Source organism: Enterococcus sp. JM9B (genome assembly GCF_009933265.1).
Classification (GTDB): Bacteria; Bacillota; Bacilli; order Lactobacillales; family Enterococcaceae; genus Enterococcus_C; species Enterococcus_C songbeiensis.
Genome location: NZ_MAEK01000003.1, coordinates 60,171 through 72,602, shown reverse-complemented (window position 1 = coordinate 72,602; position 12,432 = coordinate 60,171). Strand labels below are relative to the sequence as shown.

Here is a 12,432-nt window from a genome sequence, read left to right as displayed (position 1 = left end):
ATGGCGCAAAAAACAATGATTCAAGCAATTACTGATGCCTTAGCTCTTGAAATAGAGAAAGACGAAAATGTTTTAGTATTTGGTGAAGACGTTGGGAAAAACGGCGGTGTTTTCCGGGCGACGGAAGGTCTGCAAGCTAAATTCGGCGAAGAACGCGTATTTGATACACCGTTGGCTGAATCTGGTATCGGCGGATTAGCCTTTGGTTTAGCATTAGAAGGCTATCGTCCAGTACCTGAAATCCAATTCTTTGGGTTTGTTTTTGAAGTAATGGATGAAATCGTAGGACAAATGGCTCGTACCCGCTATCGTATGGGTGCAACACGCAACTTGCCAATCACAATCCGTTCACCATTTGGTGGTGGCGTGCATACCCCTGAGTTGCACTCAGATAACTTAGAAGGCTTGATTGCTCAATCACCAGGTATTCGGGTGGTTATTCCATCAAATCCTTACGATGCAAAAGGACTATTGATTGCATCCATTCGCAGCAATGATCCTGTTGTCTTTTTGGAACACATGAAACTATATCGTTCCTTCCGGGAAGAAGTGCCAGATGAAGCTTATGAAGTACCTTTGGATAAAGCAGCAGTAACTCGTGAAGGCTCCGATGTTTCAATCATTACTTATGGCGCAATGGTTCGTGAAGCAATCAAAGCTGCCGACAATTTAGCAAAAGAAAATATCAATGTGGAGATTATCGATTTGCGTACAGTTGCACCTTTAGACGTTGAAACGATTATCAAATCCGTTGAAAAAACCGGTCGTGTGGTTGTTGTTCAAGAAGCACAAAAACAAGCCGGCGTTGGTGCCCAAGTAGTATCAGAAATTTCTGAACGGGCAGTATTGTCACTTCAAGCACCGATTGGTCGGGTTTCTGCACCAGATACGGTCTTCCCATTTGGTCAAGCTGAAAATATCTGGTTACCAAATGCGTCAGATATTGAAGCAAAAGTGAAAGAAATCGTGAATTTTTAATCAACGCTAATTAACTCAGAAGGGAAGAAAGTAAAATGGCTTTTCAATTTAAATTACCAGACATTGGTGAAGGAATTGCAGAAGGTGAAATCGTAAAATGGTTTGTAAAACCAGGCGATACCATCAATGAAGATGACACATTATTAGAAGTACAAAATGATAAATCAGTAGAAGAAATCCCTTCTCCTGTCACAGGTACAGTAAAAAATATCGTCGTTCCAGAAGGTACCGTTGCAAATGTAGGGGATGTTCTTGTTGAAATCGATGCACCTGGTCATGAAGACAATGAAGGAGATGCCGGTGTAGCTGCACAAGAACAAACACCTGCACAACCAGCAGCAGTGCCAACAGAAAGTACTTCCGGTGGCGTCTATCAATTTAAATTGCCTGATATCGGTGAAGGAATCGCAGAAGGCGAAATCGTAAAATGGTTCGTTAAAGCCGGTGATACCATCAACGAAGATGACACATTATTAGAAGTACAAAATGATAAATCAGTAGAAGAAATTCCTTCTCCTGTTACAGGCACAGTGAAAAATATTGTTGTTCCAGAAGGCACCGTTGCAAACGTAGGCGATGTCCTTGTTGAAATCGATGCACCGGGACACAATAATGCTCCTGCTGCGGCCGCACCAGCAAGCGAAGAAAAAGTAGCAGCTCCAGCAGCAACTAATGCTACCGTGGTTGAAGCAGCGGATCCAAACAAACGTGTATTGGCAATGCCTTCTGTTCGTCAATATGCCCGTGAAAAAGATGTTGATATTTCTCAAGTAACAGCATCAGGAAAAGGCGGACGTGTAACTAAAGAAGATGTTGATCAATTCTTGTCCGGCGGTGGAAAAGCTCCAGCAGCCGCACCAGCACAAAGCGTTTCAGCTTCTGCACAACCAGCGGCAGCTCCTGCGGCAAAACCAAAGGCATTTACTTCAAATCTAAGTGATTTGGAAACACGCGAAGCATTGACGCCGACTCGGAAAGCTATCGCAAAAGCAATGGTTACAAGCAAGCACACAGCACCTCATGTTACATTGCATGATGATGTGGAAGTTTCTGCATTATGGGATCATCGTAAGAAATTCAAGGAAGTTGCTGCAGAAAATGGCACAAAATTAACTTTCTTACCTTATGTTGTAAAAGCTTTGACAGCGACAGTCAAAAAATTCCCTGTATTGAATGCATCTATTGATGACGCATCCCAAGAAGTTGTTTACAAACATTATTTCAACATTGGAATTGCAACGGATACAGATCATGGCTTGTATGTACCAAATGTTAAGAACGTGGATCAAAAAGGAATGTTCGCGATTGCTGATGAAATCAATGATAAAGCAAAATTAGCTCATGATGGTAAATTAGCAGCAGATGATATGCGCAACGGAACAGTTACAATCAGTAATATTGGTTCTGTCGGCGGCGGCTGGTTCACTCCAGTTATCAACTACCCTGAAGTTGCGATCCTTGGCGTGGGAACTATTTCTCAACAACCAATCGTCAATGCAGAAGGAGAAATCGTTGTCGGTCGTGTAATGAAATTATCATTGAGTTTCGATCACCGAATCGTTGACGGCGCAACAGCTCAAAAAGCAATGAACAACATTAAACGTCTATTGGCTAACCCAGAATTAATGTTGATGGAAGGATGATAAACAAATGGTAGTTGGAGATTTTGCTATTGAATTAGATACAGTTGTAATCGGTGCGGGACCTGGCGGCTATGTAGCTGCCATCCGTGCTGCTGAAATGGGACAAAAAGTGGCAATCATTGAACGGGAATATATTGGCGGCGTTTGTTTAAACGTTGGTTGTATTCCTTCAAAAGCATTGATTTCTGCTGGTCATCATTACCAAGAATCTTTGGATTCATCATTGTTTGGCGTAACTAGCGAAAACGTTACGTTGGATTTTGCTAAAACACAAGAATGGAAACAAAATGGCGTTGTTAACAAATTAACCAGCGGTGTTGGCTTCCTATTGAAGAAACATAAAGTAGAAATTCTTGAAGGCGAAGCATTTTTTGTTGATGAACATACGTTGCGAGTAATGCATCCAGATTCAGCACAAACGTATTCTTTCAACAATGCAATTGTCGCAACAGGTTCTCGTCCAATCGAAATTCCTGGCTTTAAATTTGGCGGTCGTGTGTTAGATTCTACCGGCGGTCTGGCATTAAAAGAAGTTCCTAAGAAATTTGTTATCATCGGTGGCGGTGTAATCGGTGCAGAATTAGGCGGCGCATATGCCAATCTTGGTTCAGAAGTAACAATTCTTGAAGGTACAGCTCAAATTTTGCCAACCTATGAAAAAGATATGGTTAAAATCGTTGAAGAAGAATTCAAGAAAAAGGGCATGAAAGTCATTACTAAAGCAATGGCGAAGGAAGCAATCGACAATGGTGACAGTGTGACCGTTAACTATGAAGTAGATGGCAAACAAGAATCTGTCACTGCTGATTATGTCATGGTTACTGTTGGGCGTCGTCCAAATACAAATGATCTTGGTTTGGAACAAGCAGGCGTTGAAATTGGTGAACGTGGTCTGATCCCAGTAGACAAACAAGGTCGGACGAATGTTTCGAATATCTTTGCAATCGGTGATATTGTTCCCGGTGCTGCCTTGGCTCACAAAGCCAGCTATGAAGCAAAAATTGCTGCAGAAGCAATTTCAGGTAAAAAAGTTGCTGTAGATTACAAAGCAATGCCAGCTGTTGCTTTTACTGATCCTGAATTAGCTTCTGTTGGGATGACGATTGCAGAAGCAAAAGAGGCCGGGTTGAATGCGAAAGCCTTCAAATTCCCATTCTCTGGTAATGGTCGTGCATTATCTCTAGGAAAAACTGAAGGATTCATTCGTTTGGTAACGACGGTTGATGACAATGTCTTAATCGGTGCACAGCTTGCTGGTGTCGGTGCAAGTGACATGGTCTCTGAATTAGCGTTAGCAATTGAATCTGGCATGAATGCCGAAGATATCGCATTGACGATCCATCCACACCCATCTTTAGGTGAAATCGTGATGGATGCTTCAGAACTTGCTTTAGGTATGCCAATCCATATCTAACCTAAATTTTAATAAAGGATTAGGAGCAGGTGAAAACCTGCTCTTTTTCTATATTTTTCGTCAGACTTTATGCTACACTAAGAATTGAATGTTTGAGGTGAGAAAAGATGCGGGAATATCAATATCCCCTTGATCTTGATTGGTCAACAGAAGAAATGGTGATCGTGATGGATATGTGGGAAAAACTGGAGCGCGCCAATGAAAAAGGGCTCAAAGCAGAAGTTTTTCTCCAAAGCTATCAAAAATTTAAGACCGTCGTCAAAAGTCTGGGAGAAGAACGGAAATTGGGACGCGAGTTTGAGAAGCTTTCGGGCTACTCGCTTTATCATACTCTCCAAGAGGCGAAAAAAGAACCCAATGGACAATTAAGAATGAAAGGTTGAATTTGTGATGGATGAAATGATTGACCAGATTAAAAGCTGGATTTACCAAGCTGGAGAAACGATCAAAGAAAATTTGAATGAGACAGTTTTGCAGGTGGAGACCAAGTCAAGTCGTAAAGATCTCGTGACAAATCTTGATAAAGCAACACAAGACTTTTTGACAGCCAAAATTTTAGCCTTTGATCCGGAGGCGAAAATTTTAGGAGAAGAAAATGGTCGCGATAAATTAACGGATTTGCAAGGCCGCGTATTTATTATTGATCCGATTGATGGAACCATGAACTTTGTCTTGGAACAAGAAAATTTTTGTATCATGGTAGCAGTCTATGAACAGGGCATCGGACGTTTTGGTTTTGTTTATAATGTCATGAAGGATGAATTTCTTTGGGGCGGTAAGGAAATCGGCGTTTTTTGTAATGACCGTAAAATCACACCACCAAAAAATTTAGCATTAAATGAAGGAATGGTTGGGATGAATACCAACTTGTATAAGCAAAATGCATTTAATTGTCAAAAAATCGGCGACATTGCTATGGGAGTGAGGATGTCTGGTTGTGCCGGTAAAGAATTGATCGGTATCGCTTTAGGCCGTCGCAATGGCTATATTTCTAATTTAGCACCTTGGGATTATGCACCGGGAGATGTCCTGCTGGAAGCATTAGGAATGAAATTTTCTGCCATTGATGGGGAACCTCTAAAGCTGGATGGTCGAGAACTTTTTCTGGCGGGAACTCCGGCAGCATATGAAGAAATGCGGGCAATTATTCAAGAGGCATAGTTTCACAAGCAAAAATAGCATGATGACAACCGTTTTTTCAAAAAAATGAAAACTTTTCACTATATTTCAGAAAGATATTCTGTTATAATTAGCCGTCGAGTGCTATTGAGGAGAACAAAGAAGGAGAAATTACATTGAAATTAAGAACAGATATTCGCAACGTTGCCATTATTGCCCACGTTGACCACGGGAAAACAACGCTAGTAGATGAATTGCTAAAACAATCAGATACCTTAGATAGTCATACCCAATTACAAGAACGGGCAATGGACTCCAATGCGATTGAAAAAGAACGTGGAATTACGATTTTAGCAAAAAATACAGCGGTTGAATATAAAGGAACAAAAATCAACATCATGGATACACCTGGACATGCGGACTTCGGTGGTGAAGTTGAACGGATCATGAAAATGGTTGATGGGGTAGTTCTTGTCGTTGATGCGTATGAAGGAACGATGCCACAAACTCGTTTTGTGTTGAAAAAAGCATTGGAACAACATTTAATACCAATCGTGGTTGTAAATAAAATTGATAAACCTTCTGCACGTCCTGAACATGTAGTTGACGAAGTGTTAGAACTATTTATCGAATTAGGTGCAGATGATGAACAATTAGAGTTTCCAGTGATTTATGCATCAGCAATTAATGGAACATCAAGTCTTTCTGATGATCCTGAAGCGCAAGAACACACAATGGAGCCTGTTTTTGATACAATCATCGAACACATTCCGGCACCGGTAGACAATAGTGAAGAACCTTTGCAATTCCAAGTTTCATTATTGGATTACAATGACTACGTTGGACGTATCGGTATTGGTCGTGTATTCCGTGGAACAATCCGTGTTGGGGACCAAGTAGCTTTGATGAAATTGGATGGCGAAGTGAAAAAATTCCGAGTAACAAAATTGTTTGGTTTCTTTGGCTTGAAACGCTTAGAAATTCAAGAAGCAAAAGCTGGGGATTTGATTGCCGTTTCAGGTATGGAAGATATTTTTGTTGGTGAAACAGTGACACCAGTCGATCATCAAGAAGCATTACCAATTCTGCATATTGATGAACCAACCCTACAAATGACCTTCTTAGTAAACAATTCACCTTTTGCTGGTCGTGAAGGTAAATTCGTAACAGCTCGTAAAATTGAAGAACGTTTGATGGCTCAGCTGCAAACAGATGTTTCTTTGCGAGTAGAAGCAATTGCTCCGGATGCATGGATTGTTTCTGGTCGTGGTGAATTGCATTTGTCGATCTTGATCGAAAATATGCGTCGTGAAGGTTATGAACTGCAAGTTTCTCGCCCAGAAGTTATTGAACGAGAAGTTGACGGTGTGAAATGTGAACCTTTTGAACGAGTACAAATCGATACACCGGAAGAATACATGGGATCAGTTATTGAATCTCTTGGGATGCGTAAAGCTGAAATGCAAGATATGATCCATACAGGAAATGGACAAGTACGGTTGATTTTCTTGGCACCAGCTCGTGGATTGATTGGTTATACGACAGAATTTCTTTCAATGACTCGTGGTTATGGAATCATGCACCACACCTTTGATCAGTACCTTCCAATGTTGCAAGGACAAATTGGCGGACGTCGCCAAGGTGCCTTGGTATCTATTGATACAGGAAAAGCAACAATGTATTCCATCATGAGTACGGAAGAACGGGGAACCGTTTTTGTTGAACCAGGTACGGAAGTTTATGAAGGAATGATCGTTGGCGAAAATTCTCGGGATAATGACTTAACTGTCAATATTACAAAAGCGAAGCAAATGACCAACGTTCGTTCAGCAAATAAGGACCAAACTTCTGTAATCAAGAAACCACGGATTTTGACATTAGAAGAATCATTGGAATTCTTGAATGACGATGAATACTGTGAAGTGACTCCTGAAAGTATTCGTTTACGGAAACAAATCCTAAACAAAAACGAACGGGAAAAAGCGTCGAAAAAGAAAAAAATGGTAAGTGATTTATAGAATGGTTAGAAACGTCGAGATGAGAAATCATTTCGACGTTTTTTTGTGGAAAACTTCATAGGTTTTTGAATGAGAAACCGTGATTCTAATGGAAAAAACTTTTAAAAGATTTTAATAAGGCAGAAATATTCTGTTTGAATGTTTCATATTCTATTGATGTTTCACGGCGGAGGGTGATTAAAAAGTTGAAAATCGATAAATTAGAAAAATCGTTCGGCTTTTTCGTGAATTTACAGAAAAATCTAGTAAAGCTTTCTTTCCAGCTATCCAAAATATTTTGTAGATATGCTATAATGATGAAACAAAAGAGGGGGTTCGGTGCAAAATGGAATCTATTTCTCCAGAGTTTGCTCTAGATGTTTTAAAACAAGATGCCGACCGTATCAAACGGTTAATTCGTGATCAAAAAAATAGTTTGTGTATTTCTCAATGCAAAGCCTTTGAAGAAGTTGTCGACACGCAGATGTATGGTCTTTCTCGTCAAGTTGCTTACGCAATTCGTTTAGGGATTGTTTCTAAAGAAGCGGGGCATCAATTATTAAGTGATGTTGAACGGGATTTAAATATTTTATACAGCGAAGTGTATGAAAAACAAGCAAAAAACAGTGAATCCGGCAAGGAGGTTTAACACTTGCCAAAGCAAATAAAAAAACGTCATCTTTTAGATTATGGAATTTTGATTCCATATCTTATTTTATGTATTTTAGGCTTGGTGATGGTGTATAGTTCGACTTCATATGTATTACTGGAGACCAATCAAAATACCATGTCTTCGGTAATCAACCAAGCGGTATTCTGGGTTTTGAGTCTTGCGGTAATCATGGTGATCTATAAAATGAAAACCGATGTCTTTCGCACAAAAGGGTTTGCCTGGATGGCGATGATTACAATCATCGCTTTACTATTATTAGTACTCGTTATCGGAGAAGAAAGTAATGGAGCAAAAGGTTGGTTACAAGTAGGCGGCTTTTCGATTCAGCCGGCTGAATATATGAAAATCGTTTCTATTTGGTATCTTTCGTTGAAATTATCCAATCGACAATCGGCAATCCAAGGGAAAACATTTTTTGAGACGGTACGCAGACCCTTGTTTCCTATCGCTATTGCATTGATTATTATTGCGTTGATGCCCGATTTTGGGAATGCTACGATTATTGCATTGATCGTTCTTACGGTTCTTTTTGCCAGCGGGATCAATTATATTTATACATGGATTTTAGGAATCGCAGGAATTCTTGGTAGTATAGGAATTATTGAGGTTATCAACCTTACCCATGGCAAGTTTTTACCCGCCCATGTGTATAGTCGATTTGCAACTTTTCAAAATCCTTTTGCTGATGAATTCAATAAAGGTCATCAAATGGTCAACGGTTACTACGCTATTTATAATGGCGGATTGTTTGGTCGCGGGTTAGGAAACAGTATCCAGAAAAAAGGTTTCTTGAAATTTGCCCATACGGATTATATTTTTTCCATTGTTATTGAAGAATTAGGGTTAATTGTCGCGCTTTTGGTGTTGGCATTATTGTTTTATATGATTGCCCGGATCATTCTTGTAGGAATTCGTTCCTCTGATCCTTTTAATTCTATGATGTGTATCGGTATTGGTGCACTGTTTATGATTCAGACTTTCGTTAATTTGGGAGGAATCTCTGGTTTGATTCCTTTAACCGGTATCACTTTTCCTTTTCTGAGCCAAGGCGGTTCAAGTTTATTAATGCTTTCCATCTGTATCGGATTTGTTTTGAACATTAGTGCAGAAGAAAAACGAAAAAAATATGGTTTAGATTTGGCAAACTAAAAATGCTTGAGGAGTGGTTTAATGAAAAAGATTCTTGTTGCGAACAGAGGCGAAATCGCCATTCGAGTGTTTCGAGCTTGCTCGGAACTGCATATTCAAACAGTAGGTATCTATGCGGCAGAAGATGAGTATTCTGTCCATCGTTTTAAAGCAGATGAGGCTTATCTAGTAGGTAAAGGAAAAAAACCGATTGATGCTTATCTGGATATTGAAGATATTTTGCGTATCGCAAAAGAGTCTGGAGCAGAGGCGATTCATCCCGGATACGGTTTTCTTTCAGAAAATCTGGAATTTGCCCAACGCTGTGAACAAGAAGGCATTATTTTTATTGGACCATCCACCCATCATTTAGATATTTTCGGCGATAAAATCAAAGCCAAAGAAGCGGCCGTTGCGGCAGGTATCCAATCAATTCCCGGTTCAGAGGGGCCGGTTACTTCCATTGAAGAAGTATTGGCCTTTGGAAATACTCATGGGTATCCAATCATGATTAAAGCGGCACTAGGCGGCGGTGGTCGTGGCATGCGGGTTGCACGGGATGATAAAGAAGCTCGTGATGGCTATGATCGAGCAAAAAGCGAAGCAAAAGCTGCATTTGGCAGTGATGAAGTTTATGTTGAAAAGTATGTTCAAGATCCGAAACATATTGAAGTCCAGATTTTAGGAGACACCCATGGCAATGTGGTTCATTTATTTGAGCGGGACTGCTCTGTTCAGCGACGACACCAAAAAGTCGTAGAAGTTGCACCATGTGTTTCCTTAAATGCAGACCAACGGGAAAAAATCTGTCAAGCGGCAGTAAAATTAATGAAGCATGTCGGTTATATCAATGCAGGCACTGTTGAATTTCTTGTGGAAGGGGATCAATTTTATTTTATTGAAGTCAATCCTCGGGTTCAGGTGGAGCATACGATTACAGAGTTGATCACTGATGTTGATATTGTTACGTCACAGATTTTAATTGCTCAAGGAAAAGATCTTCACAAAGAGATCGGAATTCCTGAACAAAAAGATTTACGATTCACAGGTGCGGCAATCCAATGTCGGATTACGACAGAAGACCCATTGAATCAGTTTATGCCAGATACGGGAAAAATCGATACTTATCGTTCACCCGGCGGCTTTGGTGTTCGTTTGGATGTAGGAAATGCTTATGCGGGAGCGGTAGTTACCCCTTATTTTGACTCGTTATTGGTTAAGGTGTGTACTCATGGGGCAACCTTTGAGCAGGCGATTCAAAAAATGCAAAGATGTTTACGGGAATTTCGGATTCGGGGAGTCAAAACCAATATTCCCTTTATGCAAAATGTGATCAATCATTCTGTTTTTCAAACAGGAAATGCCAAAACTACCTTTATTGACAGCACACCCCAGTTATTTGAATTTCCAAGACTTCGGGACCGCGGCAATAAAACCATGAAATATATTGGTGAAATTACGATTAATGGTTTCCCGGGAATCGAGAAAACCACGAAACATTTCTTTGCGGAACCTCGGTTGCCGAAGAAAATCGTGACAGGATTCCATGAAACGGCAAAAACAATTCTAGATCGTGACGGAGCAGAAGCAGTTTCAAACTGGGTAACGGCGAAAAAAGAATTACTTTTAACCGATACAACTTTCAGGGATGCCCACCAAAGTTTATTGGCAACGCGAGTACGGACGCATGATTTTGAAAAAATTGCTGCGGCGACAGAGCAGGCTTTGCCACAACTTTTTTCTGCAGAGATGTGGGGCGGAGCCACCTTTGATGTTGCGTATCGCTTTTTAAATGAAGACCCTTGGAAACGATTGAAGAAAATTCGTCAATTGATGCCGAATACTCTGTTACAGATGCTCTTTCGTGGATCAAACGCGGTAGGGTATTCCAACTATCCAGATAACGTTCTTGTTGAATTTATCAAAGAAGCTGCACAGCAAGGCATCGATGTCTTTCGGATTTTTGACAGCTTGAATTGGATTCCTCAAATGGAAAAAAGTATTCAAGCAGTTCGTGACACTGGCAAAATTGCGGAAGCAACAATTTGTTATACTGGGGACATCAACGATCCTAGCCGAGCAAAGTATTCGGTTCAATATTATAAAGATATGGCAAAAGAACTGGAAAATCTTGGGGCTCATATAATTGCCATCAAAGATATGGCGGGATTATTGAAACCTAAAGCTGCATATCGCTTAATCAGTGAGCTGAAAGCAACGGTGGATATTCCTATCCATCTTCATACCCATGATACTAGTGGAAATGGGATTATCACCTATTCAGCCGCTACACAAGCCGGCGTGGATATCGTCGATGTTGCCATGAGTGCCATGAGTGGATCAACGAGCCAGCCAAGTATGAGCAGTTTGTATTATGCGCTGGATCAAAATGTTCGTCAGCCAAAAATTGATGTGGCAAATACACAAGAGATCAATCATTACTGGGAAGATGTGCGGATGTTTTATAAACCCTTTGAAAATGGGTTGAATGCACCACAAACAGAAGTTTATCTCCATGAAATGCCCGGTGGACAGTATTCGAATTTGCAACAACAGGCAAAAGCGGTCGGCTTAGGCGAAAAATGGGATGAAATCAAAAAAATGTATCAAAAAGTCAATCTGATGTTTGGTGATATCATTAAAGTTACTCCATCTTCAAAAGTTGTTGGAGATATGGCATTGTTCATGGTACAAAACCAGTTATCAGAAGATGATATTTACGAGCGGACAGATTTGAATTTCCCAGAATCCGTGGTGACTTTCTTCCAAGGTGAGCTGGGGCAACCAGTTGGAGGCTTCCCTAAAAAACTACAAAAAGCGATATTAAAAGGCCGCCCTGCATTTCAAGAACGTCCGGGAGCTTTGGCAGCACCAGTGAATTTTGAAAAGGTAAAAGCCGAATTAACAGAAAAAATCAATTATGAACCTAACCAGCGAGAAGTGCTCAGCTATTTGATGTATCCTCAAGTTTTTCTTGATTATCAAAAAGCAAACGAGCAATTTGCCGATGTGACAGTTTTAGATACACCGACCTTTTTCCAAGGAATGCGCTTAGGGGAAACAATCAATGTCGAAATAGAAAAGGGAAAAATCCTGATTATTCGACTGGACGAAATCGGTGAACCAGATATCGAAGGAAATCGAGTATTGTTTTTCAATTTAAATGGGCAACGGCGCGAAATCGTAATCAAAGATAATTCCATCATCAGCTCGGTTCAAACCAAGCGAAAAGCAGAACCAACGAATAAAGAGCAGATTGGCGCTACTATGCCGGGCTCTGTTTTAAGTGTTCTAGTGAAAAAAGGGGACCGTGTGGAACGAGGAGATACCCTGATGGTCACTGAGGCAATGAAGATGGAGACAGCGATTGAAGCACGTTTTGATGGTGTGGTAGAACATATTTATGTGACAGAAGGCGAAGCAATCACCACCGATGATTTGCTGATTGAAGTTAAAGAAAAATAACGAGAAGGAGGTTTT

The 12,432-nt window shown here is 40.5% G+C and carries 9 protein-coding genes; all 9 read left to right on the top strand.

The genetic code is table 11. The features are described from left to right. The 9 genes from BAU16_RS00715 (at position 1) to BAU16_RS00675 (ending at position 12,417) form a co-directional block, all read left to right on the top strand. Positions 1 to 978 (top strand): alpha-ketoacid dehydrogenase subunit beta, encoded by a 978-nt coding sequence (locus tag BAU16_RS00715; protein WP_048605090.1) that lies wholly within the window; start codon positions 1 to 3, stop codon positions 976 to 978. 35 nt (positions 979 to 1,013) lie between these two features. Beyond that, entirely contained in the window at positions 1,014 to 2,621 is a 1,608-nt protein-coding gene (locus BAU16_RS00710) for a dihydrolipoyllysine-residue acetyltransferase (RefSeq protein ID WP_161526182.1), read from the top strand. 7 nt (positions 2,622 to 2,628) lie between these two features. After that, positions 2,629 to 4,035 (top strand): dihydrolipoyl dehydrogenase, encoded by a 1,407-nt coding sequence (lpdA, locus tag BAU16_RS00705; protein WP_048605092.1) that lies wholly within the window; start codon positions 2,629 to 2,631, stop codon positions 4,033 to 4,035. Between the two features lie 107 nt (positions 4,036 to 4,142). Then, complete coding sequence (locus BAU16_RS00700) at positions 4,143 to 4,418, top strand: UPF0223 family protein (RefSeq protein ID WP_048605093.1); 276 nt, start codon at positions 4,143 to 4,145, stop codon at positions 4,416 to 4,418. Between the two features lie 7 nt (positions 4,419 to 4,425). Then, a complete protein-coding gene (locus BAU16_RS00695) occupies positions 4,426 to 5,196 on the top strand; it encodes an inositol monophosphatase family protein (RefSeq protein ID WP_048605094.1) in 771 nt (256 codons plus the stop codon). Positions 5,197 to 5,330: 134 nt separating this feature from the next. Beyond that, entirely contained in the window at positions 5,331 to 7,172 is a 1,842-nt protein-coding gene (typA, locus tag BAU16_RS00690) for a translational GTPase TypA (protein WP_048605095.1), read from the top strand. A gap of 325 nt (positions 7,173 to 7,497) precedes the next feature. Continuing rightward, positions 7,498 to 7,800 (top strand): YlaN family protein, encoded by a 303-nt coding sequence (locus BAU16_RS00685; protein WP_048605096.1) that lies wholly within the window; start codon positions 7,498 to 7,500, stop codon positions 7,798 to 7,800. Between the two features lie 3 nt (positions 7,801 to 7,803). Then, positions 7,804 to 8,973: an FtsW/RodA/SpoVE family cell cycle protein gene (locus BAU16_RS00680; RefSeq protein ID WP_137605293.1), complete on the top strand. Its 1,170-nt coding sequence runs from the start codon at positions 7,804 to 7,806 to the stop codon at positions 8,971 to 8,973. 21 nt (positions 8,974 to 8,994) lie between these two features. Next, positions 8,995 to 12,417 (top strand): pyruvate carboxylase, encoded by a 3,423-nt coding sequence (locus BAU16_RS00675; RefSeq protein ID WP_137605294.1) that lies wholly within the window; start codon positions 8,995 to 8,997, stop codon positions 12,415 to 12,417. Positions 12,418 to 12,432: the final 15 nt, after the last annotated feature.

What these genes read in the sequence shown, in the direction of transcription:
- BAU16_RS00715 (WP_048605090.1), top strand. Translation starts at nt 1, where the DNA reads ATGGCGCAAAAAACAATGATTCAAGCAATTACTGATGCCTTAGCTCTT.
- BAU16_RS00710 (WP_161526182.1), top strand. Translation starts at nt 1,014, where the DNA reads ATGGCTTTTCAATTTAAATTACCAGACATTGGTGAAGGAATTGCAGAA.
- lpdA (WP_048605092.1), top strand. Translation starts at nt 2,629, where the DNA reads ATGGTAGTTGGAGATTTTGCTATTGAATTAGATACAGTTGTAATCGGT.
- BAU16_RS00700 (WP_048605093.1), top strand. Translation starts at nt 4,143, where the DNA reads ATGCGGGAATATCAATATCCCCTTGATCTTGATTGGTCAACAGAAGAA.
- BAU16_RS00695 (WP_048605094.1), top strand. Translation starts at nt 4,426, where the DNA reads ATGGATGAAATGATTGACCAGATTAAAAGCTGGATTTACCAAGCTGGA.
- BAU16_RS00685 (WP_048605096.1), top strand. Translation starts at nt 7,498, where the DNA reads ATGGAATCTATTTCTCCAGAGTTTGCTCTAGATGTTTTAAAACAAGAT.
- BAU16_RS00675 (WP_137605294.1), top strand. Translation starts at nt 8,995, where the DNA reads ATGAAAAAGATTCTTGTTGCGAACAGAGGCGAAATCGCCATTCGAGTG.